Annotated in this window: 23 protein-coding genes; 7 read left to right on the forward strand and 16 right to left on the reverse strand. The window is 45.4% G+C overall.

Annotation, left to right across the window (positions count from 1 at the left end; genetic code table 11):
- Positions 1–147: 147 nt before the first annotated feature.
- Positions 148–1,182 (forward strand): LysR family transcriptional regulator, encoded by a 1,035-nt coding sequence (locus ACFI6L_RS06460; protein ID WP_462573620.1) that lies wholly within the window; start codon positions 148–150, stop codon positions 1,180–1,182.
- Positions 1,183–1,420: 238 nt separating this feature from the next.
- Here the strand turns inward: ACFI6L_RS06460 and ACFI6L_RS06465 are convergent, their stop codons facing one another.
- On the reverse strand, positions 1,421–2,254 hold the full coding sequence (locus tag ACFI6L_RS06465) for a class II glutamine amidotransferase (RefSeq protein ID WP_069944984.1): 834 nt from the start codon (positions 2,252–2,254) through the stop codon (positions 1,421–1,423).
- A gap of 434 nt (positions 2,255–2,688) precedes the next feature.
- Between ACFI6L_RS06465 and ACFI6L_RS06470 the strand changes: the two genes are divergently transcribed.
- Positions 2,689–3,549, forward strand: coding sequence for a hypothetical protein (locus tag ACFI6L_RS06470; RefSeq protein WP_462573621.1), 861 nt, complete (start codon positions 2,689–2,691; stop codon positions 3,547–3,549).
- Positions 3,550–3,603: 54 nt separating this feature from the next.
- On the opposite strand, the gene ACFI6L_RS06475 is transcribed toward ACFI6L_RS06470, so the two are convergent.
- From ACFI6L_RS06475 to ACFI6L_RS06490, 4 genes are all read right to left on the reverse strand, one after another.
- Positions 3,604–4,665: a hypothetical protein gene (locus ACFI6L_RS06475; protein ID WP_462573622.1), complete on the reverse strand. Its 1,062-nt coding sequence runs from the start codon at positions 4,663–4,665 to the stop codon at positions 3,604–3,606.
- Positions 4,666–4,838: 173 nt separating this feature from the next.
- Positions 4,839–5,309, reverse strand: a complete 471-nt coding sequence (gene yiaA / locus ACFI6L_RS06480) for an inner membrane protein YiaA (RefSeq protein WP_039228662.1) — start codon at positions 5,307–5,309, stop codon at positions 4,839–4,841.
- Positions 5,293–6,129: a DUF2145 domain-containing protein gene (locus ACFI6L_RS06485; RefSeq protein WP_462573623.1), complete on the reverse strand. Its 837-nt coding sequence runs from the start codon at positions 6,127–6,129 to the stop codon at positions 5,293–5,295. Before ACFI6L_RS06485 ends, yiaA begins: the two co-directional genes overlap by 17 nt.
- A gap of 153 nt (positions 6,130–6,282) precedes the next feature.
- The gene (locus tag ACFI6L_RS06490) at positions 6,283–6,687 is read right to left on the reverse strand and encodes a hypothetical protein (RefSeq protein WP_462573624.1); all 405 of its coding nucleotides are present in this window, start codon (positions 6,685–6,687) and stop codon (positions 6,283–6,285) included.
- Positions 6,688–6,818: 131 nt separating this feature from the next.
- Between ACFI6L_RS06490 and ACFI6L_RS06495 the strand changes: the two genes are divergently transcribed.
- Positions 6,819–7,553 carry a helix-turn-helix domain-containing protein gene (locus tag ACFI6L_RS06495; protein WP_462573625.1) on the forward strand — a complete coding sequence of 245 codons (735 nt, stop codon included), beginning with the start codon at positions 6,819–6,821 and terminating at the stop codon, positions 7,551–7,553.
- A 128-nt stretch (positions 7,554–7,681) separates the two neighbouring features.
- Here the strand turns inward: ACFI6L_RS06495 and ACFI6L_RS06500 are convergent, their stop codons facing one another.
- The 9 genes from ACFI6L_RS06500 to rutA form a co-directional block, all read right to left on the reverse strand.
- Entirely contained in the window at positions 7,682–9,184 is a 1,503-nt protein-coding gene (locus ACFI6L_RS06500; RefSeq protein WP_462573627.1) for an NCS1 family nucleobase:cation symporter-1, read from the reverse strand.
- A 345-nt stretch (positions 9,185–9,529) separates the two neighbouring features.
- Positions 9,530–11,848 (reverse strand): TonB-dependent receptor, encoded by a 2,319-nt coding sequence (locus tag ACFI6L_RS06505; RefSeq protein ID WP_462573628.1) that lies wholly within the window; start codon positions 11,846–11,848, stop codon positions 9,530–9,532.
- A 311-nt stretch (positions 11,849–12,159) separates the two neighbouring features.
- A complete protein-coding gene (locus ACFI6L_RS06510) occupies positions 12,160–13,650 on the reverse strand; it encodes a CoA-acylating methylmalonate-semialdehyde dehydrogenase (RefSeq protein WP_239302113.1) in 1,491 nt (496 codons plus the stop codon).
- A 19-nt stretch (positions 13,651–13,669) separates the two neighbouring features.
- Entirely contained in the window at positions 13,670–14,200 is a 531-nt protein-coding gene (locus tag ACFI6L_RS06515; protein ID WP_014950775.1) for a flavin reductase, read from the reverse strand.
- A 22-nt stretch (positions 14,201–14,222) separates the two neighbouring features.
- Positions 14,223–14,843, reverse strand: coding sequence for a malonic semialdehyde reductase (locus tag ACFI6L_RS06520; RefSeq protein ID WP_239245991.1), 621 nt, complete (start codon positions 14,841–14,843; stop codon positions 14,223–14,225).
- A 178-nt stretch (positions 14,844–15,021) separates the two neighbouring features.
- On the reverse strand, positions 15,022–15,870 hold the full coding sequence (gene rutD, locus ACFI6L_RS06525) for a pyrimidine utilization protein D (RefSeq protein WP_239245988.1): 849 nt from the start codon (positions 15,868–15,870) through the stop codon (positions 15,022–15,024).
- Between the two features lie 58 nt (positions 15,871–15,928).
- A complete protein-coding gene (gene rutC, locus ACFI6L_RS06530) occupies positions 15,929–16,312 on the reverse strand; it encodes a pyrimidine utilization protein C (RefSeq protein ID WP_252119158.1) in 384 nt (127 codons plus the stop codon).
- Between the two features lie 132 nt (positions 16,313–16,444).
- Positions 16,445–17,179: a pyrimidine utilization protein B gene (gene rutB, locus ACFI6L_RS06535; protein ID WP_232380248.1), complete on the reverse strand. Its 735-nt coding sequence runs from the start codon at positions 17,177–17,179 to the stop codon at positions 16,445–16,447.
- On the reverse strand, positions 17,179–18,267 hold the full coding sequence (gene rutA, locus ACFI6L_RS06540) for a pyrimidine utilization protein A (protein ID WP_014950780.1): 1,089 nt from the start codon (positions 18,265–18,267) through the stop codon (positions 17,179–17,181). The genes rutB and rutA overlap by 1 nt, the downstream gene beginning before the upstream one ends.
- Before the next feature lie 309 nt (positions 18,268–18,576).
- Here rutA and rutR point away from each other — a divergent pair, with 309 nt between their 5' ends.
- Entirely contained in the window at positions 18,577–19,251 is a 675-nt protein-coding gene (gene rutR, locus ACFI6L_RS06545) for an HTH-type transcriptional regulator RutR (protein WP_014950781.1), read from the forward strand.
- Positions 19,252–19,338: 87 nt separating this feature from the next.
- On the opposite strand, the gene ACFI6L_RS06550 is transcribed toward rutR, so the two are convergent.
- A complete protein-coding gene (locus tag ACFI6L_RS06550) occupies positions 19,339–20,010 on the reverse strand; it encodes a Crp/Fnr family transcriptional regulator (protein WP_014977456.1) in 672 nt (223 codons plus the stop codon).
- A gap of 87 nt (positions 20,011–20,097) precedes the next feature.
- On the opposite strand from ACFI6L_RS06550, the gene ACFI6L_RS06555 reads away from it, so the two are divergent.
- Both ACFI6L_RS06555 and ACFI6L_RS06560 read left to right on the forward strand, forming a co-directional pair.
- Positions 20,098–21,003: a sterol desaturase family protein gene (locus ACFI6L_RS06555; protein ID WP_462573629.1), complete on the forward strand. Its 906-nt coding sequence runs from the start codon at positions 20,098–20,100 to the stop codon at positions 21,001–21,003.
- A gap of 69 nt (positions 21,004–21,072) precedes the next feature.
- Positions 21,073–21,312, forward strand: coding sequence for a VF530 family protein (locus ACFI6L_RS06560; protein ID WP_014950784.1), 240 nt, complete (start codon positions 21,073–21,075; stop codon positions 21,310–21,312).
- 74 nt (positions 21,313–21,386) lie between these two features.
- Here the strand turns inward: ACFI6L_RS06560 and ACFI6L_RS06565 are convergent, their stop codons facing one another.
- Entirely contained in the window at positions 21,387–22,727 is a 1,341-nt protein-coding gene (locus tag ACFI6L_RS06565; RefSeq protein WP_338852363.1) for a GntP family permease, read from the reverse strand.
- A gap of 260 nt (positions 22,728–22,987) precedes the next feature.
- Between ACFI6L_RS06565 and ACFI6L_RS06570 the strand changes: the two genes are divergently transcribed.
- Entirely contained in the window at positions 22,988–23,506 is a 519-nt protein-coding gene (locus tag ACFI6L_RS06570) for a gluconokinase (protein WP_462573663.1), read from the forward strand.
- Positions 23,507–23,534 lie beyond the last annotated feature (28 nt).

Below are 23,534 nucleotides of genomic sequence, written 5' to 3' on the forward strand. Positions count from 1 at the left end.
AAGTTATCAAAATGGCTTAAGCGGCCGCCTGGTCAAGAAGGCCAACTCGAACACCGCTTAAGTGAATGTGCATACATAGTAGCTAGACAAAGATGAAACATGAAATTATGATAATTTCTAAATTTGATAAATTTTAATTATACCCAAATGATAAACCCTATTTGGCTAGACACCTTTATCACGTTAGTAGAAACGGGGAATTTTACGCGCACCGCGGAGCAACGGTTTATGACGCAGCCGGGCGTAAGTCAGCACCTTAAGAAACTGGAAGAGGCATGTCAGTGTGAATTAGTCGTCCGTTTAGGCAAAGGGATTCAGCTAACTGAACGGGGCCAGCGTGTGTACCACTATGCCAAGGAGCAGCAGGAAAAAGAGCAAGATTTTATTGCCAGCTTAAAGTTTGACGCCCCTTTTGAAGGTAAGTGCGTAGTAGCCTGCTCAGGCGCGATTGCTCAGCGTATTTACCCTGCTCTGCTGGCACTGCAAAAGCAGCATAGCGCGCTTAATGTTCACGTGGAAGTCGCACCTCGTCGTACTATTTTGTCAGGCATTGCGAACAATACGCTGGAGCTTGGCATTGTGACAAACCAGCCAGAGAGTGAAGATATACATAGTGAGTATTTAGGCGAAGAAGCATTGGGGCTTATTCTACCGCGTAGCCTACCTGACGCGCTTGCTGCGCAGGTTCCTAGGTTATCTGAAAACGAACAGGGTTTTATTTCGGATTCAGGTTCGGGTTCGGGTTCGGGTTCGGGTTCGGGTTCGGTAGCAAAAGTAGCAAGCGTATCTGGAAAAGCAAAGAGTAAAACTGATGATGGTAGAACATTAAAAGCCGTCATCAAGCATCTAGGGCTTATTAATCACCCTGATGCTATGCACTACTTGCAGCGCTATTTTAACGATTGCGGAGAAGCTGAGTTAGCTAACGTTAATCCGAATAAGCTACCTCATACCGGCTACATCAACCAACTTTCGCAAATTCTATTGCCCGTAAGCGAAGGGTTGGGTTACACCGTGCTGCCCACCAGCACACTAGACTTTGTGTCTTTTGCCGACAAACTTACCGTCTACAAAGCTAAAAATGAAGTAACCGAGCCCCTATACAGTGTTCAAACACCCCACAGCGCTCTACCCGCCCGCTACCAAGTAGTGAAACAAACCATCACCCAAGTATTGGGTTAAAAATTGGGGTCAGAGTACATTATCGAGTTAGCCAACCTGAATATTGGGGTCAGAGTACATTATTACGCTTGGTTACTAAATCAGCGCCGAGCTTTTTGAGAGTGGGGCAATTAAAGTTACTCTGACCCCATAGTTCGAGTTATGGGGTCAGAGTACATTATTACGCTGGGTTACTAACTCAGCGCCGAGCTTTTTGAGAGCGGGGCCATTTAAGTTACTCTGACCCCATAGTTCGTGATTAGTCGTGAAGCGATGGATCTGGTGCAACCATTTCAGCTTCTTTTTTGTGTTCAGGGACATCCACTTTACCCGAGGCTATGACTTCGCCTTCCTGCCATAGCTTCCACTCACCCCGTTCGTAGATATCCCACTGTTCATCGTTTGTTAGCGGTTCAGTAGCAATAATGCTCACTACATCTTTTGGCGTGGTTTCAGCTGCAAAATCAATTTCCACCTCTACATCACTCAAACAAGCGGGGCCAAAAGGTGCTCTGCGGGTAATGCTAGCTAACTTTGTACTACAGAACGTAAACAACCAGTCGCCATTGCTGAGCAAGCAATTGAATACACCTTGCTGAGCATACTCCTTTGCAAGTGAAACTAACGTTTCAGCTAACTGCTCAGGCATAGCGTCTCGAGGGAGGTTTTGCCTAACGTTATTCATAATATCGCAGAAAAGCTCTTCGCTATCGGTATCCCCAACTGCTTCGTAAACACCCGTCCGGCGCGAGAAATTAGGTAGTTGTCCGTTGTGCGCAAACACCCAGTATCGCCCCCACAGTTCGCGAGTAAAGGGATGCGTGTTAGCTAAGTTAATGTTACCCACATTAGCCTGACGAATATGGCAAATCGCATTCTTGCTTTTTATAGGCAACTTCGAAACAAAGTCTGCGATGGGTGATGTGGCGCAAGGCTCGGGATCGTGAAACATACGCACGCCCTTCCCTTCATAAAAAGCAACGCCCCAGCCGTCTTTATGCGGCCCTGTTTCACCACCGCGGCGAGTCAGCCCGGTAAAACTAAAACATAGGTCAGTAGGAGTGTTCGCACTCATGCCTAAAAGTTCACACACAACGTTTGTTACCTATAGCAGTTATTTCATTAAGTATGTCGAGAATACGCAAGCACTCGAGCCGAATCAATTCGACATTGGTTCGTAATAAAGGAGAGGCAACAGACCTTACAACCCATTTAACTTTTTAAAGACAATAACCTTCATACCACTTTATTTTAATTGAATTGCGTAAAAACGTCCGTTTTATGTTACCTCCCCTTTCATTTATAGTTAATAATAATGATAATCAATTGCAAACAAACCACTCTTTCATATGTATGATGCGCTACCACTCTTTCTCGATTTATTCGCTTTTCGTCATTGTTATGTGTTCGGTGTTATTACCTTACACTTCTTTTGCTAACGAGGTTTCGCCTTCAACTCATATCGCTAATTCTAGGAACAACAAGGTAAATCAAACCTTCAAGCATTTATTAAGCGAACATCAAATCGTGGCAATTGGTGATATACACGGCTCCGCAGCACCGACAGAGCTCTTAATCAACGCTCTGTCTGATCATGATATCTTTGAGAGTGTCGACGTTATTGTGACTGAGTTCGGTAACAGCCATTACCAGCCCGAGTTGGATGATTATTTGCTCAATCCCAATACAAAGGTTTCACTGCAAGAATTAGAGCCTTTGTGGCAGGACAGTATTTATTTCATGGCGTGGCAATATAGGCATTACCGACATTTTGTGCAGAAACTAAGGTTACTCAATGCATCGTCAAACCATAAAGTGCGCATAGCTCTAGCTGAACCAGAGTTTAAATGGGAAGGATTGAGCAAAGAGCAATGGCAGTCTCTCACCAAAACACGCATTGTTAACTATGAAAAAACTGTGAAGCATATAGCTGAACAAAACGATAAAGCGATTCTTCTGTTTGGCGCAATGCATACATTAAAGCAGACTGTATCGTTAAAGCGGGGAGAAGCAATCAATGAGTTTGTGCCCTTTACTTCTAAGCTTAAGGACCTAAATATTGCGACAGTATGGACCCACTTTTCCACATCGACAATACCTGACATTTCCCCTCCTACGCTTGTTTTGCTTAACGAAAAGAGTGAATTGAACTCCCCTTTATCCAGCGTTTCAGCACGATTTGCAGACGGCACGAATCAAAAGCTCTCAGACGTTGCTGACGCATACTATTATCCAGGCCCTTTGGACCGACATGCGCCAGTGCCTTCACATATTAAACAAAACAGCCAGTGGCACCACGAGATGAATCGACGCGCCGCAATAGTTGACGAACGAGTCTCAGCACAAATCGCTAAGCAATTAGCTGAATGGCAAGCCGAAACCAACTAGCATTGTGAGATTATGAGGTCAGAGTACTTTTTTAGTAATGTACTCTGACCCCATTTATTCGGTGTGTTGCTGGGGCTGACAAATCTCATGTAATGCTGACGGGTCGTCGACACTGAGATAAAGTGTGTCCATCGGCTCAATAAAAGTTGCTAAACCCGAGTAATACTTTTGTTCTGACACAAAGGTAAGCTTAACGTTTGCGTTGCCTCTGCCGAAATGGAACTGTTCTTGTGTTGAAGCTGCTGTCCAACTACCTGTTTCAACTTGTTGAATATTTGAAAGTGGAATAACAGTCATTCCCCACCACGAATTATTCACCATAAGCTTATCTTTTATAAGGTAAACCGAGTAATCCTTGCTGACTCTGTAGTTAGCAATAAACATCACTATGAGGTAAAAAACCAAGGTTGCCACCACAATGGCAACCGTTTCACTCCAAAGTGCTATCGCGAGATAACTTGCATACGTCGCAACTACAAGCGCTACACAAACCAGTGACACATGCCACCACTGTGCAGACCATAAACGCAGATTGGCTATGGCGGGAACATGGTTTCTACTAAAACGAGGAATGGCGTAGTACCAACTGGCGGGCTCATGAGCAAACATAAGTGCCAACTCTAACTTCTTTGCTTCTTTTGACCCTTTTTCATAAATGTTATCGCCTTCATATTGTTCCAGCATATGAATTCGCGGATCGCCAGAGAGCTTTCGAGCCCCCCACAACGCTTTAACTATCGTTACCAGAAGGAGAATTTCTATCACCATCAATACGGCAATAATCGGATATTTAAGATAGGTAATGAATTCAAAGTAATAGGCTAACTGCTCTGGATAGTTATAGCGTGCGACCAAACTACTTAAAGAAAGAACTAACAATAATTTCCACAGCGCCTGATTGCCAATTTGAATGATCCAGAAATAGTAAAGTGCAGGCAAAAAGACAAAATATGCCAACGTAACAAGCAAGGTATTTCGCCACTGTGCGTTAGCCCAAATACTTTCAAAGGAGAGGATTATGTCAGGAAGTGTTTCAGGTAAAAATAACGTTCCTACATAAAAGCAGGCAGCAGCAACTATTAGAAAAGCTATTCGGTATTTAACGGGTTTGCGCATAATTCATCCCTGATGCGTTGAACAAGCTGGCTGAATGCTTAACCAGCGTTACACCTACCATACTGAAAATGCGCCGAAACCAAAAGCGTAAATCGTAAAACTAATGGGGTCGGAGTACATTACTTAGAAATGTACTCCGACCCCATTTATTTAATGTACTCTGACCCCATTTTTTAAGCGGCTTTCACTTTGGGAGAGTCTTCGTGCTCAGTAGCGCTGCTTTGAGTATCGCTTTTTGTGTTGCGTGACTCATCTGCAGTTTGGCTATCGCGTACGTTCTTCTGCACCGTAATAGCGGCAAAGAGGCTTAGGGTGAAGGCCATGCCGAAGAAGCCTTTTTCACTTAATAAAAGCTCAGCATTTAATAAGCCAATTACCAACAATACGATGGCTGATGCAGTAGCTACAGCTGATGCAAGGAAGTATGCTTTGGTCGCTGGCACACCTTCCATTTTATCGCGTACCGTTTTTTGTAAGCTCACTACAGAAAACAAGCCGAATAACATAATAGTGAAGTAATAACCTTTTTCATTAAGCGCCATTGGGGCATTGTAAAGGCCGATAAAATAAGCGCCTACACCCACAATTAGGGCTGCCAGTGATGCTATTCGAAATGCTTTCGTTGGTTTATTCTGAGTCTGCATTGTTAAATTCCTCGATAATAGTTGTCTCACCGTTGCTCGCAAAAATAACTGCCTTTTCCGATAAATCGTATTTCTGCATGTAACGAGCAAGGCTTCCAAATGTAGTTGTTTCCACCTTACGGCCGTGATCGGACAACGTCACACCGTCGCTGAACATACTCGCCAAGCCAAGTTTGGCGCGGCTCACGTTTACTTTTTGCGGCGTAAAATATGCCTTTGCATTAGCTTTTAGCTGGGCTATATCTGTGGTGGAGTACACCGCAGTATTGAGCACATCTAGGGTGTACTCGGTACAGTTTTGTCGTTCACTGTTAAATGGGTTAGCAACGACTGAATAGCGTGGGTTATGCAACAATTTTGCTTTATCTTCGCTGTACATACTTAGAAGCGCTTGCTGCACGGCAACCGATGGGATAACCAGGCCTGCTTCGAGCGCATAAGCACTCCAGAAAAAATCTACAGGATAATCTGTAACTAAATGACTCACGTCTTGTTCATCAGCATCTTGATACAAATTATGGATTGCATAGCCTTTAGCAGTCTCTCCATTATCTAGCTGAATGCTTGAGTAGATAGCAATAGCAGTGTGCGTGAAGCGAATGCCCTCCGGCATGTCTTCAATCGGTCTGCCTCGCCTTGCAATAATGAAGGCACGAGCTCCTTGGCTTGCCGCATACTTTTCTACTTCTTTAGAAAAAATGGCAATGGCTTCAGATGAAAATGAAGGCTTTCCATGCTGCTGACTACCTGCCAAAGCGTGATTAGCGTTAGCAGTAAGTAGTACCAAAGCCACAGCTATTGAATACAAAAATGTTTTCATACTCTTCCCTGCTTAAATTCTCTCGACTTGCACTGAATAAGAGCCACCTAAAGCGCTAGATGCACAACACTTCGCTGTAGCAGTTTTTTACCAAGCTACAGCTACTTTTTTAGCTTCCAGTCCCGCTTCAAAGTTCGAGCAATTAATTAACCGTTAGCGTTTAGTTGTGGTTGTGGTAGTCGTTGTTGTGTTAGTGGCCGCAACGACTTTGTTTGGCGCAGGGTCTGCAGTAATGATCGTTTCGGTAACCACTAACGGCTGGTTATTATTAACGGAGGAATGATGACTAGCTCCGTGAATACTGCGGCTACTCTCGTCAATCACACTTTCAGCAACTGCGCTACCTGCCACTACAGCACTGCCGGTTAGTATCACGGGAACAGCAACTACTGCACTCGCTACTGACGCCGTCGTTGCTAGGCCTTCAGATGCAGCAAGCGCGCTATGTTTACTGGCTTTGCCACTGTGGTCGATGGAATCATCTGCCATTACAGAATGGGTAAGAAGCGCACTACTTAATAGTGCAGTTAACATCAATGTTGAACGCGAATTTTTCATATCACTTGCTCCTAGTATGTAAAGGCGAGATGTGCCTGAACATGTTCTACACTAGAACCAAGAATAAATTTCGTAAACCGCAATCGCTGATGTAGTATTAAATTACACCACAAGTATAAATATTTAATACCATGAGCCAAATTAACCTTGTTTACGACACGCTTAAACAATGTTTACGAGAGCAGCGATTTACCTACAAACAGATCGCACAGAAACTGAACGTAAGCGAGGCCAGCGTAAAACGAAATTTCTCTTTACAGGCTTTTAGCCTCGATAAACTGGAACAGATTTGTGAATGTCTAAATTTGTCATTAAGCGACCTTTTTAGCCTGTCGCAAAAGCAGCAGGAAAAAATATCACAGCTGTCTGAGAAGCAAGAAATGGAGCTACTTGCCAATCCCAAGCTACTGCTTGCAGCCGTATGTGTGCGTGATGGCTGGCGATTCTCGGAAATCATCAAGCACTACAATATTTCTGAGGTCGAGGGCATTAAGCTAATGACAACCTTAGACAAACTTAAGCTTATAGAGCTGTTACCGAATAACCGCTACAAGCTGCTCATTGCGCAAAACTTTCGCTGGATCCCAAGTGGTCCGCTAGAAAAATTTATGGAGCAGGAAGTAATGGTGAAGTTTATGGCTCCAAAGAAGAACGAGCCATGGATGTTCCGTTTCTATTTACGCGGCCGCTATTCTCAGACCTCGGTTTCGATTATTCAGCGCCGTCTTGAACAACTGCGACAAGAAGCAGCAAAACTCAGCAGCGAAGATAATGCTCTACCAATTGAAGAACGCCAGCACATTGGCCTTTTAATGGCGATGCGGCCTTGGGAACCCTCGCTTTTTGAAAATATGAAGCGAAAATAACCCTGTCGAAGTATATTTGGGGGGGCAGAGTACATTTCGTAGAAAAGTACTCCGACCCCATTAGTCTACTACACAGAAAATTACTCTGACCCCGTTAGTTTACTGCTCAGAAAAGTACTCTGACCCCATTATTGGGAGGCGCTTTTTGCCTGTATGGTGACAGGTGCTCTGTTGGAGAGCAGCAGATAAATCATGCTGGCGATGATTAACCCTACAAACCATGCGTAGGCGTAAAGCGTATCGAAAATAGCTGGCACGCTTTCTACAAACCCTGCCGCGTGCATAAAGCCAGGCATATTGGGTAAAATGCCTATAACAAGTGCAGTCACACCCGCCATGTTCCAGCCATTGTTCGCGCCATATTCGCCAGCGTGTTGAAATAGCGCATCAATGTTTAACGTCGATTTTCTTAAGATAAAATAGTCGGCGATTAAAATACCCGCAATAGGCCCAAGAAGCGCAGAATATCCCGTAAGCCACGTAAATAAATAGCCACCCGCGGTTTCAAGCAGCTTCCAAGGGAAGATAGCGACGCCGATACCAGCGGTTATATAGCCGCCCATTTTGAAGCTTATTTTCGAAGGCGCCATATTCGAAAAGCCATAAGCTGGGGCTACCATGTTAGCGGCTAGATTTGTGGTTAACGTTGCAAGTGCTAATGCAGCAAGTGCCAGCACTACACCCATGCCGCCCATTCGACCAGCTAGCGCAACAGGGTCCCATATGGCCTCACCATAAATGGTGACCGTTGCTGACGTTACCGCTACACCGATAAAGGCAAATAGCGCCATGGGTAATGGCAAGCCAATAGCTTGGCCTAACATTTGGTCTTTCTGTGATTTTGCAAAGCGTGTGAAATCGGGAATGTTCAACGCCATGGTTGCCCAGAAGCCCACCATAGAAGTCAAACCCGCGAAGAAGGCTGTCCAAAACTGCCCTTCTTTGGCTCCACCTTCTACAAATTGAGATGGCGTTGACAACATTTCGCCAAACCCACCAGCATTAACGTATGCCCAACCAAGAAGCGCTAAGCCCATTAAGATCAAAAATGGTGCAGCAAAAGTTTCAAGCCAACGAATAGATTCAGTGCCGTGCTTAATAAAAACTAAGTGCATCGCCCAGAAAGCGAAGAAGCACAGAGTTTGTGTGATATCGATACCTAAAAATGGTAGTGCCTGCCCCACAAATGCGTCGCCGCTGACGCTATTTAAAATAACGTAAATGGCACTGCCGCCCACCCATGTGTTAATTCCAAACCAGCCACATGCAACAAGCCCTCGGGCCAAAGCAGGAATCTTCGCGCCTTTGGTACCAAAGGCGCTACGTAATAATACGGGAAAAGGTAAGCCGTATTTTGCACCTGCATGACCAATTAGCATCATAGGTACAAGCACGATGATGTTGCCCAACAGTACGGTGATAACCGCTTGATACCAATTCATGCCTTCTGATACCAGGCCGGCAGATAAGAGATAAGTAGGTACACAAACCACCATCGCAACCCATAATGCCGCATAGTCTTTCCACACCCAGGTTCTGGTTTCCGCGTTGGTTGGCGCTAAATCTTCATTCCATAAATCGCCATCGTAATGGGAAGGTTTTGTCATGGTCTGATTGTTGGTGTTATCCACGATCTATTTCCTTATTGGGTTTGCTATTACTTGTTGCTTCTTTTTACACAGCGTCATGCTCGGCAAAGCGGTAGGTTAAAAAATGCATCAGCGCTCTCAACGGCGTAACGATTAGATTAGAGGCTCGCTGCTAACCTTTATTGGGGCCTGCTGATCTTTGGTGTACAACAAAGATCAACAACCCCTAGCAAAAAAGAAAAGCAAAAATACTGCCGCTTCGCGCGCTTTGTTAACGCGAAACCTAAATACCGTTTTGCTACGTCGGTATTTAGGTTAGCTACGCACGTTTCTTTTTAGAAGTAGGTGATACGCTTTATTTTGTTAAACAAAGCGCAACTACGCTAATTAGAAATTACGTCTTACCGTTACGCCATACGTCCTAGGCTTCGCATAGGAAATCTGGCTGGTTCCATAAAAACCAGTTACGTCAAAGCCAATAAGTTCATGGTCTGAGTCAAACAGGTTATCTATATAAGCCGCTATTAGCCATTTATCCTCAGCGTCTACCCAGGTTAAACGAGTATCAGCCGTGGCATAGCTATCAATTTCATGAGCGGTAAAATTCCGCGCATTGTGAAAGGTTTCCGACTGATAATTGGCTGACAGTTGGGCTGCCATATTGCCGTCGAAGGCGTCCCAGTTATAGCGAAGCATGGCAGATGCTTGATACTCTGGGGTAAATGGCGGCGTTGTATCAGCAAAGTACCCAGAAGCCACTTCTAAGTCTTCAACCACTGCATCGGTATATGAAAAGTTAACCATTACATCTAAGCTGTCTGTCGGGGTTAAGAACACTTCTAATTCAACGCCACTAAATGAGGCTTCTTCGTTTGACACCACCCCCGCATTATTCACCCACGAAAACGACTGGTAATCGCTGTAGTCATAGTAAAAAACATTGGCATTGAAGACGCCGCTTCCGTGCATAAAAGCATGCTTTAAACCCGCTTCATACGCAGTAAGTTCTTCGGGTTCGTATAAGCTGAAATCTCCTTGAAGCGGGGCATTGAAACTCCCCGCTTTTACGCCCCGATTGATGCCTGCATAGTACAAACTATTACCCACACTGTATTCCAGCTGTAGCTTGGCCGACCACAGGTTTTGATCGTTAGAATCGACCAAAGTTTCTAAAGACGTCGTAGTGGTATCAATTTCAATGACGCGGTCGTTAGTATTCTCGTTTTGATACACATTACCCACAAAGTCTTTGTCTTCACGGGTGTAACGCAACCCACCAACCAGAACAAGATCGTCACTCAGGCTATAGTCTATTTGCCCAAATACAGAATAAGACTCGGTTTCAAGAGACACCAAGGTGTTATTTTCTTCACCGCCTAAGAAAAAGGTGGTGGGTGAACCCGCCAAGCCTTGGCTATAGTCCGTATCGATAGACAGATAATAAAGCCCCCCAACCCACTTTAAGTCTGCGGATTCACCTGAGAATCGAAACTCTTGGCTGAACTGTTCTATGGTGCTGTTAGATTGAAAAATAAGTTCAGGTGACGCGGTTTGGTCGGAGTCGAGGCCAACGGTACGTTTAAACTCTTTGAAATCAGACATGGCGAAGAAATCGAAGCTTTCAAATGCATAGTCTAATGTTGCCGCAAGCCCTTTTGACTTGATCTTGTTTTGATCGTCAAAGGCAAAGTCTTTATTTACTTTATTGCCCGACCCATCAGGGTCGAAGTTACCATTGAAATCGCCGCCTTGCACAGGACGGAAAGGATCGCCATTGAAGTTGCCGTCTACGCACGCGCCTGCCTGAATAGTGTCGCAGCCAAGTGGGTCGTCAGCAGCGTAAATAACGTCAATCACATTGCCGTCGGCATCTTTTATCTCGGTGGTATTCACCACCTGATAAGGGCCTTCACTTTTGGTTGTATCTGACCAGTTTCCGCTTAGCAGTAACGAGCCTTGCTCACCAATATCGAACAGCAGCTGAGCACGAAACGCTTTAGTATCATCGTTGTACCCATCTTCCCCGCCTCCCACAGAGCCTAAACGGGTATCGGGTGCAGCACCGTCTTCATAAATATTCTCTAGTATCTCACCTTGTTGATTGGTAAACCCAGAAAAGCGACCATAAATGCCGTCTGCTAGTTCGCCTGATATCGCCCCTTCGAAGCGGTATTGTTCGAAACGTGCGGCAGTAAATTCCGCGTAGCCTTCTGTATCTGCAGTGGGCTTGGCGGTAACCGTATTAACCAGTCCGCCTGTGGCATTTCTTCCGAATAATGTTCCCTGTGGGCCTTTAAGAATTTCGATGCGAGCCACATCGAATAAACCAAAGGTTTGTGCTTGGGTACTGGCTAAATAGCCACCGTCAACGTATACGGCCACCGGCGCTTCTGCCAAGTCAGCGTAATCGTTTTGCACCACGCCTCGAATATTGAAAATAGCACGCTGACCACCGATATCACCGGCCAACGATACGCCAGGGGTAAACGCGATAAGCTCAGTACTGCTTTCAAGGCCAAGCGCCTCTAATTGTTCACCAGAAAACGCAGTAATAGCGATCCCTACATCGCTTATATTCTCGTTGCGCTTTTGCGCGGTAACTTCAATACTTTCCCAAACATTCTCTGCAGCAAAGGCCGCTGGCGTACTTAACGCCATAGCTACGGTTAACGCCAGCAGACGCTTGTGTGTGTTTAACGTATGCATGTTTTACTCTCGTTTATAGTTCTTTTTAACAAGCCTTGCGGCGGTGTTGTCCCGATATTTTTATAAGAGTAACGGTCGACGTGAACTGCATATCGATTGCCACTGGGGTGCAAACCTAAGGCAGGACTGGAGAGGAACTGCCAAAGGCTTGCGGTTTTAAATTGTTATTATTGATGGCTCATGGCTGAGCCTAAATCTCTGTCCTTTTACCTGCTGCGAGCAACTTTGCGCTATAAAGGCTTAATAGTTACCGTGCGTGGGCAAAGTTCTTATGGTCATTTATGGTTAATCAAGGTCAATACGCCATGACATTAACTTGGAAATGAAAAGCTCACTCCTTCTCGAATGCCGCTTGAAGGCCAACGTTGAGTAATGGTTTTGCGTTTGGTGTAAAAGCGAACGCCATCCGGGCCGTATGCGTGAAGGTCACCAAAGAGTGAGCGCTTCCAACCACCAAAGCTGTGATAAGACACGGGCACTGGCAGCGGTACGTTTATGCCTACCATGCCCACTTGGATATTGTCTGAGAAGTAGCGGGCAGCCTCGCCATCTCGGGTGAAAATACACGTACCATTGCCGTATTCATGGCTGTCAATGAGCTGCATAGCTTGTTCCATGCTCTTAACGCGCATAACTTGTAGTACAGGGCCAAAAATCTCAGCTTTGTAGCTGGCCATTTCCGGCGTAACCTTGTCGATAAGTGTTGCACCTAAGAAGAACCCCGTCTCGTAGCCTTTTACGCTAGGGTTTCTGCCATCAACGACTACATCAGCCCCTTGCTCAGCCGCACTGGTTATGTAGCCTTCTACTTTCTCTTTGTGCTGAAGTGTAATAAGCGGTCCGAAATCGTTAGTCGCATCGTCAAAAGCCCCTACTTTTAAGCTTTCCATGGCTGATTGCATTTTATCTACAATTTCATCCGCCACTTTGTCGCCTACGGCAACCACGACAGACAACGCCATGCAGCGCTCGCCTGACGAGCCAAAAGCAGCACCTAAAAGCTGATTCACTGCGTTGTCGATGTCGGCATCGGGCATCACAATAGCGTGGTTTTTAGCTCCACCTAATGCTTGGCAGCGCTTGCCATTAGCATTGGCTTTCGAATAGATGTATTCGGCGATGGGCGTTGAACCCACAAAACTCACTGCTTTAATGCGCTCGTCATCTAGTATTTGATCAACCGCTTCTTTGTCGCCATTTATAACGTTAAAAACGCCGTCGGGTAGCCCTGCTTCTTTAAGTAGCTTTGCTAGGAAAATAGCGCAGCTTGGATCTCGCTCAGAGGGTTTTAAAACAAAGGTGTTGCCGCATACAATGGCAAGCGGAAACATCCAAAGGGGCACCATGGCCGGAAAGTTAAATGGTGTAATTCCCGCCACCACGCCAAGAGGCTGAAACTCGCTCCAAGAGTCTATGCTTGGCCCAACATTTTTACTGTGCTCGCCCTTTAACAACTGGGGTGCACCACAGGCAAACTCAACATTTTCGATACCGCGCTGTAATTCGCCTGCCGCGTCGTGGCTTATCTTGCCGTGCTCCGCACCAATTAACGCAATAATTTCATCGGCATGCTCTTCAAGTAAGCTTTTAAATTTGAACATAACGCGAGCGCGCTTACTCACTGGCGTATTGCGCCACTCAACAAACGCATTTTGCGCGCTGACGATAGCATCGTTTACCGTCGCTTTTGACGCCAGTAAAACCAGCTTCTCTGCTTCCCCCGTTGCAGGGTTATAAACATCTTGCATGCGCCCCTTTGGGGTACAGGTTTCACCGTTAATAAAGTGGCCTACTACTTTCATTATTTGTCTAATCCTTTAGTTATGCGTCTTTACATGCGCTGTGATAGCCGCGCTGATAATATAAAAGCGCGTCGGCTTCTGGGTCTTGCTTGATATCCACCACCTGGCAAAAAATAACGTCGTGAGTGGCCACACTTTTAACGTCTGTAATAATGCAATCGAAGCTTACTGCAGCATCGGCAAGCCTTGGGCAGCCAGTCGTCGATTCAACCCAATCACCAATTTCAAAGCGTTCGTTCATGGGCGCTTTACCACCGAATGTGTTTGAAATTAACTGATGCTGTGAAGTAAGGGTGTTGATAACCAAATGCGTGCTGTTTTTAAATACCTGATGTACAGATGCACCGCGATTTAAACAAACCAATAAGGTTGCAGGGTTATCACTTACGCTACATACGGCGGTCGCCGTAAAGCCTGCACGCCCTTCTGGGCCAATGGTTGTAACGACGTTTACCGCTGCCGCTAAACTCGACATACCTTCTCGATAAGCTTCGGGAGTTACCGGGGGAAGCACTTCTGTTACTGCGTTTTTTATTGCTGTAATAGTCATACAAATATCCTTTAAGTTGGCGTTACACGATGTGGCAGGCTTGCTCAAAACTTAAGCGAGGTAAGCGTTTATGTACTTTCTCTTTATCGCCGTAGCCAATGTTCAGTAAAAAATTTACCTTCCACGTGCTATCTGAAAAGAAAGTTTCGTTAAGTAATGTGGGGTTGAAACCAGACATGGCGCCAGCGTCAAGGCCTAGGGCGCGAACGGCGCTTATTAAGTAAGCCCCTTGCATAGAGCTATTGCGCATGGCGGTCTCATAGGCCGCTTCTGGGCTTGAAGTAAACCAGCTTTTCGCATCTGCATAAGGGAATAAGGTAGGAAGCTCTTCGTAGAACTCTTCGTCGTAGGCGACAATAACCGTACAAGGTGCAGTCATGGTTTGCTCAACGTTACCGCTTGAAAGGCAAGGTTTGAGTTTTTCTCTCCCTTCATCTGAGGTAATGAAAACAAATCGCGCTGGACTACAATTTGCCGATGTCGAGCCTACTTTTACTAAGTCGTACAGCTGTTTCAACACGTCTTCTGAAATAGGTTTGTCGTGCCATTTGGTGTGGGTATGCGCATCGGTAAAGAGTTGGGCTAGTCCAGCCTCGTCAAGCGGGCTAGTTGCTTTAAACTCTGTATTTTGTGTATCAGTCATTTTAAATTCATTCCAGTTTTATCAAATCTTTTAAACACTGCACTATGTTTTCGTTTTTTACGCTTAGCGCTTTTTTAGCCATCACGTCATTGAGGCTGTAGCTTTGCAGCTTGTTTACAATGCATACGCCTCATCAGCTATAAAACACTCTAAAGCCTGATTCAGTGTCATGGGTACGTTAGGCCACTTGCCTCAAATACCCTCGCAACAGTTCATTAAACGCAATTGGGTTTGTGATGCTTGATGCATGCCCGCCGTATTCCATCACCGACAATTCGGCGTTGGGCATAGCTTCAGCCAACATCTGTGAACGCTGCCACGGCACCAAGGTGTCGTCTTTGTTGGCAAGCGCTAGCGTTGGCGTGGTGATGGTGTGCAAACTTTTATCGATATCGAACGCACTAAGAGCACCAATGCGGACAAGCAGATTGTTTATGTCTGGGAAGTGGTTGAGTGAATGGGCCTCTTCCTCTTCTAAGTGGGCAGCATTTGCGGCTATCCAATCAGGCGGAAACAGCAGCAGCGCCTGAAGTTGCAAATACATGTCCTTTCTGCCTGCCGCCAATAACGCTTTGCGTATGTTAAAGCAGCGCAATGTGTGCGGATTTGCACTGCTCCATGCGTTTACCAGTACTAAACTTTGTAAAAGCTCAGGTTTAGATAGCGCAAGCTGAAGCCCTACCAAACCGCCCAACGCGTGACCAACAAAGTGGCACGCTTGCACTTCAAGTTTTCTAAGAAGTGCAGCGAGTTCATCCGTCATATTTGAAATGCTGTAATTCGCTGGCAAGTCACCCACACTTTTGTTGGTGCCACGTTGATCATAAGTGATCACTCTGTAGTCTTGGGCAAAGTCGCCCAGTTGCGGCTGCCAAAATTTAGCTGCCCCGCCTAGCCCCGAACTAAACACAATCGTGGGGGCGTCGGGCGACGTCAGACCGTGTATTTCGTAATGTAACTTGTTACGCATTTCGCCGTTCATTTCGCCGCTAATGTGGGCGTAACTTGCCTGCACATCAGAATGCATAAAGCTCACCTATATAAAACCAGTGGGCGCAGTTCGCGGGAAGTCCAAACATAATCACCTACCCAATGTGTGCTACAGACGCAATTTCAATTAAGGCTTCAGGCTTTACCAGCCCAACCTTAATGCAGTAGCGCGCTGGCTTTTCACCTGGAAAGTATTCGGCGTACACCTTGTTTACCGCGGCGTAGTCATCCCAATCGGTAATAAAAATTGAGTTGAAAGTGACGTCATCCATAGTGCCGCCCGCTTCTTCGATGACACTTTTAATGGTTTCTAAAACGTGGCGCGTTTGTGCTTCGGCGTCGCCCACGTGGACTACATCGTTGTTTTCGTCAAACGGTAAGGTACCTGACACATATAAAATATTGTCAGCCATAGAGCCTGGAACAAAAGGAGCTATTGGCGTTGATGTACCTACTGGAATAATGGCTTTCTTTGGCATGTTCTTATCCTTTTCGTTGCGCTTTCTATGCATTGCTGCCTAGCGCCTATAAATGATTTACTTCAAGTCGTGCTAACTGATTTATCGTGTTGTTTTTGTCTGCGTGGCTAGTAGATGCTAAGAAGAAAGCACCTAACTCGTCCCTTCAAATACTTCACAGAACTGCGCGGTGGTAGACACCCACCCGAAAAACGTCTGAATGTTGAAAAGTGAGGCCTCGTGAATGTCTGGCGGGCCAGCTTGATATGCCGCATCGGCCAGCACCACACCAAAATATTCCAAGTGGAAGCCATCGCGCAGCGTAGATTCCACACAGACATTGGTTGCAATGCCTGTAAACACTAAGTTGCGAATACCGCGTGCGCGCAGCATGCTGTCTAAATTAGTATTGTAAAAACCGCTGTAACGGGTTTTAGGAATAACGATGTCGCCATCTTGAGGCTTTAGCGCATCGACAAGCGCGTAATCCCAAGTACCCTTGGCAAGCAAAGTGCCCTTAAGCTCTGGTTGTTTGCGCATGGTTTTAAGGGCATTAGACTTATACCAGTTCGGCGAACCGGGGCCGCCGGCCTCTTTGTAGTCGGCATCCCATCCATTTTGCAAGAACACCACAGGCATGCCTGCAGCCCGCGCTGTTTCAAGCACTTTAGTGGTGTTTTCAATGACTGGCGCCGTAGTGGACACATCAAAACCCGCCTTGTCTAAGTAGCCGTTTTTACTGGCATAAGCGTTTTGCAAATCCACCACAATAACGGCAGTTTCCGCAGGGTTTAACGTCAACGGTTCAGGCTTAGCTGGCAGTACGGGCTGCCCCGTCTGGCGCGCTTGAAAGCACCCTGAGACCTCAAATATTTCACCTGCTGACATTAGGCGGCTCCCGATGTGCTAAGCAAATGCTGACGGGATTTCATTAGCGGCTGAATTTTAGTGCCGAAATCATCCATGCCTTTAAGGAAGTCATCGAAGGTCAGCAATACACCTTCACAGCCCGGCACTGTGGCTATTTCATCAAGCATAGAGGCCACCGACTCATAGGAACCCACCAGCGTACCCATGTTCAGGTTTACTGCTGAGGTTGGGTTGGTCATATCGCGGATATTCGTGTCTTTACCCGATTTCTTATCAGCAGCTCCTTGCGTTGCCATCCAGTCCAACGCTGACTGATCTTTGCCGTCTTTATAGCTTTCCCATTTCGCCATGGCGGCTTCATCCGTCTCATCGGCAATAACCATGATAAGTACCGCTGAGCCTACGCTGCGACCGTGTTTTTCAGCCGCTTCAGTTAAGCGCGCTGCGGTTGGTGCAAAAGCGGTAGGTGTATTTACTCCTTTACCAAAGCAGAAATTATAGTCGGCATGACGGGCAGAGAAATCCATGCCTGCTGCGCTTTGACCGGCACAGATAAGTGGAATTTTTCGCTGTGGCTTGGGCAACATTCGGCAATCATCCATTTGGAAATGCTCGCCTTTAAAATCGCTTTTTCCGGTTTCCCATAATTCTTTGACTACCTGAATGTATTCATCCAAATACTCATAGCGGTTACCGAAAAATTCATCGCCCGGCCACATACCCATTTGCGAGTATTCAGGGCGTTGCCAGCCAGTGACTAGGTTTACGCCAAAACGTCCGTTGGAGATAGAGTCGATGGTACTGGCCATGCGTGCCATAATTGCAGGCGGCAAGACTAGTGTGGCAGCCGTGGCATATAGTTGAATTTTTGAGGTAACAGCAGCAAGGCCTGCCATTAACGTAAACGACTCTAAGTTGTAGTCCCAAAATTCGGTTTCACCGCCAAACCCTCGCAGTTTGATCATAGAGAGCGCAAAATCCATATCGTACTTTTCAGCCTTCATTACAATCTCTTTGTTGAGATCGAAGGAAGGTTTGAACTGAGGCGAATTTTTCGAAATTAGCCAGCCGTTGTTCCCAATCGGAATAAATACACCTATATCCATGTTGTACCTCTGCTTGTATGCGTTTTAAGCGGTTTATCCCGCTTTTTTTAAGGTTGCCGAATTCAAAACATTGAAGTGGCGGTATACTTAGTGAACAGCATAAAGCAGGCCAATTTATTTAATCCATAAATTTCAGTCACTTAAAAAATTCTACAACCCAAATTGGACTTATTGGTTCAATTTGGAACACCAAGTCCAGTGCAATTGAACTTAATTGGTGCATATTTGTGCAAATGGGTTTATAGCGACGAGAACTCCACGTAAACTAAGCGCCTGATCACGGAAATTCCGGTAAAGAAGAGACAAGTAGTGAGTAAATCTGAAGGTCAAACAATTACGAAATCAGCGAGAGCATTTAGCCCGACCACGCAAAAGCGAAGAGAAAAAGCGTTATTAGAAAAGCGTACTCGCATTATGGATGCTGCCCTTTCCTTGTTCTCAAAGAACGGCGTGAGTGGCACCACTGTAGAGCAAGTATCGGAACTAGCGAATGTCTCAAAAAGTAATTTACTGTATTACTTTAAAAGTAAAGAGGGTTTGTACTTATCGGTTATTACCCACCTTTTAGATGTGTGGTTAACACCCCTTCAGAGCTTTTCAGCAGAACAAGACCCTATAGAAACCCTGAGCGACTATATTAAAGTAAAACTTGAAATGTCGAGGGACAATCCAGCTGAATCTAAGCTTTTTTGTATGGAAGTGGTACAAGGTGCCCCTCTTTTAATAAAGGAATTAGAAACGCCGCTCAAAACACTGCTGGACGCGAAAAGCGCCGTCATTATCGAATGGATTGAAGCGGGTAAGCTAAAGCCTGTTGATCCTATACACTTGATATTCAGCATTTGGGCCATTACTCAGCATTACGCCGATTTCAGCGTGCAGATCAAAGCCGTAACCGGTAAAGATTTAAGCGATCCCGCTTTCTTCGAGAGCACGCTAAGCAACATTCAGCACATTATTTTAGGCGGGCTAAAGCCAGCGTAATACTTGATGCATGAGTTGCCATGGGCGTGGAATAAATTTGAGGGAGGGTCTTTTGGCGCTCTCGCATGTGGAGGACATTAACCACTCTTACAATGGTAATAGTGACGAACTTTCTTTTAGAAAACCTTCCAGTCGCTCGACCTGGGTAATTGCCACGCCCCCGTAGCGCTTTTCAATTAACTTTAAATCATACAGCTTCGTTAATGATTTATGTGCGGTAAGTACGGTAACGCCCAATCTTTCAGCATAATCGCTTTGCCTTAACGGTATAAAGACGTGCTTTGAGGTAAGATACGATTGATAAATTAGCTTAGCTAACTGGACGTGAGTGGGTAAGCGTCGAATATCATCCAACCTTTCCAGCGCCGAATGAAGCTTTATTGCCAGTGACCGGGTGATGAATTCAGCAATCGCTGGATGTTGGCTTGTCAGAGAACGAAAAGCAGGTTCAGGTATTTGTAATACCTTACATTCCGTTAGCGCTTCAGCGTGATGCGTTCTTGCAAGTGATGCATACAATGTGAACTCGCCAAACGTATCTCCTCGTTGCAATACAGTAGTAATTTGATAACTGCCGTCCAGGCCATAATTACCAATCTTTACTTCTCCTGATACCACAACAGACAGCCCTTTGTTTTTACTTCCCCTATCGTGAATTGTCGAGGTAGCCGCATAGGTTCTTAGCGTTCCAAAAGGCAAACAAAGCTCGACGTAGTCGTCAGGCATAATGGTTTGCTGCTTGCCGTGAATGTAAGACATGACATTCAAATCTATACAAGTATATATTCTTGCATGTTAACGCAATGTAAATTCACTCTCAACAATCTCTTTGTGGGAGTCATTACAATGGGTTATCAATGGGCAATTTTAGCGGTTTTTATCATGTTTGCTTTGCTGGAAGCGAAGAATGGTAAGCTATTTAAAAAAGCGACAGAAGTAAGCGATGATGGAAAAGTAGAGCTGATAGGTACGTTACTCTTATTTATTGTAACCCAGCCACTGGTTCTATTTTGTTCTGCAACAATGGTGGCACTAGTATTTCCCCAATATCCGGGAATACTTGTAGATTCCCCTATTCTCTTGCATATAGCGCTACTTTTGATTTTCGATGACATGATGCAATATTGGTGGCATAGGCTTTCACATTCCACCCGATTTCTTTACAACTTACATAGAGCCCACCATAACGCTAAGTACATGAGCGTTCGCATTATTTACAGAAATAACTTTTTCTATTACCTGTTTATGCCTTCGCTATGGTTTTCCGGTGCACTAATTTACCTAGGATTGGGTTGGACCTATGCCTTTTACTTGGTAATTAAACTCACCGTTATCACTGGCGCCCACGCGGAGTGGAAATGGGATAAGAGACTTTACAATATTCGGAGGTTACATCCTGTGGCCTGGGTAATTGAACGCACGATATCAACGCCTTCAACACATAGTGCGCATCACGGATTAAAAGCCGATGACGGCGTGACCAACTATAAAGGTAATTATGGAAACCTGTTGTTCTTTTGGGATGTGCTATTTGGTACCGCTAAGATCACCAGGCAGTATCCTGCACAATACGGTATTGAGGGGATGTTTTACGCCAACTGGAAAGAACAGCTTATTTGGCCGCTTTATAAAACACCGCGAAAGCCTAAAGTAGTGCAAAGTCCTTCAATGAAAGTGAACGACGCTAGCCAACCTTTGATACCGAACACAAAACAAATACCCACGAGTGAAACAATTGAAAGTAAAGCTTAGCGCATTGATACGCAGCAAGTGGGTTCGTGCTAGACTAGGGTCTTAATTTAGAACAAGCAGCGGCACTTTATGAATCAGCAACCTAATAATCCCTTACATGGCTTAACGCTAGAGAAAATCGTCACACAACTTCACGAGCGTTACGGATGGGATGGATTGTATTACCGCATCAAAGTGAACTGCTTTAATAACGATCCTTCGATTAAATCGTCACTTAAGTTTCTTAGAAAAACCCAATGGGCGCGAGATAAAGTAGAGCAGCTTTATATACAGACGTTTAGTAATAATGCCTCAAATGGTGAATCTTAAAGCCATTTGAGCCGCCAAAGCTTGAAACCGGTTTCCACAAAAACAATTCAAGTGGGTCTGAGCCGCTTGGGACATTAGACAAATAAACCAAGCATTAGTACGAGAAAAAGCCCAGTAAAACCTATTAGGGTGGCCATACACGTCCAAGACACAAACGTGTCTTTCACAGAAATATCAAAATAACGGTTTACGATCCAAAACCCCGTATCGTTCACGTGAGACATGGCCGTAGCGCCTGCCGCTATTGCAATTGTCATCAGGGCGAGTACTGATGGTGAAAACGCCAGTTCCTGCACTACAGGGCCCATTAAACCAGCAGCCGTTAACATGGCCACCGTAGCCGAGCCCTGAATGATTCTGACTGAAATTGCGATAAGAAACCCGGCTGCCAATGGTGGGAGCGGCGATAATGCGACAACATCGGCGAAGGCCTGCCCCGCCCCAGAATCGATGAGCACTTGTTTAAACATGCCACCCGCGCCTGTCACCAGTATGACTAGGGCAACCGGTTCTAACCCTCTTGATGCAATGTTTCTAATTTGTTCGCTTGATAAGCCTTGCTTCTTCCCTAGCACTTTAAAACAAGCAATGGTTGCAATGGTCAGGGCGATAAAGGGATGCCCAATAAATAGCAACGCCTCCTTCAAGACACCTTCGGAAAGCGTAAACTTTGCCAACGTACCCACCAGAATAGCCACTAGCGGAAATGTCAGTAGCGCCGCAACTGAACCAAAGCTGGGGAGTTCCTTTGGCTTTTTATGTGAAGCTTCAATGATATGGTTTGGGACAGGTACGTGCAGGCGTTTCGCTAAAAATGTTGCGTAAATTGGGCCGGCTAAACAGGCGCAAGGAATACCAACGATAAAGCCGAACAAAATGACTAAGCCGATATCCGCCCCTAAAATTGAAGCTACCGCTACAGGTCCTGGTGTTGGAGGAATAAAAGCGTGAGTGACAGCGAGTCCTGCTGTGAGCGGGATTCCGTAATAAATAAGTGACTTTCCTGATTTCTTTGCTAACGAATAAATAAGAGGCATTAATATGATAAGCCCCACTTCAAAGAAGACAGGTATAGCAACAAGAAACCCCGTTAACACAACCGCCCACTGACTATTCTTATCACCAAATTTATTGTTGATAGTTTGCGAAAGCCTATCAATGCCGCCGGATTCTTCTAAGAATTGCCCGAACATAGCACCAAGGCCAACAATGGTCGCTACAAATCCCAGCGTGTTGCCCATGCCTGACTGCATGGAAGCCAGTACGTCGGCCGCTTGCATTCCCGTACCCAGGCCAACAAACGCTGCTGCCACAAGGATAGCGATAAAAGCATGAACTTTTCTAACTACAACTAAATATGTGAGAAGCACAATGCTACAAATGGCGACAAAAAGAAGGGGAAAAGTATCGGTCATACGTGCTCTCTGGTACCTGTTAGTGACATTGTCTTCATGTCGACGAAGCCATAATACGGAAATCACCCGCTACCTTTACAAGCTAAGTTGAAAAACCCAGCCAATGTTAAATATTTATTAATACAAGATAGCTATCTGGTAACACTATTATAATCACCCCTTGAACGCAACCGGTTTCCAAACTAATATTTATGAGTAAGATGGAGACCAAATAACTCGCTCTTGATGTATTCCTGAATTTTAATGTGAGAGATAAGCTTATGACCCATTGCCATGTATTTTTCGTTTCGGGAGTTTCAGGGACGGGAAAATCGACATTGAGCCAGCATTTAGCCCAACGTTTTGACATGCCTTTCGAAGAAGGAGATCGTTACCATAGCGAGGCAAACGTAGAGAAAATGTCTTCAGGTATACCACTGCAGGATGCAGACAGATGGGAGTGGTTACTTACGTTAAACATGATTGCCAAGCAACACATTCACGCCGGCCGGAACGTGGTTATAAGCTGTTCAGCGCTGCGCTCAGCCTATCGAGACGTGCTAACCAAAGATATCGCGTCTCACTGCCACTTTATTTACCTTCATGCGTCACAGTCTGTGCTTAGTGCGCGATTAAAACAACGGGAGCATTTTTTTAACGGTGATGCTATGCTCGAAAGCCAGTTTGCAGCCTTAGAGCTGCCTTCTAAAGAAAACGCATTCATTATTGATGTTACACAAACTTTCGAGTGTGTTTCTCAACAAGCGGAAGACTTTATACGCCCTTTGATATCGAATTAAGTATCACGACATTAACACTCACTTCCGC

This window comes from Alteromonas sp. G4i35, from assembly GCF_054960375.1.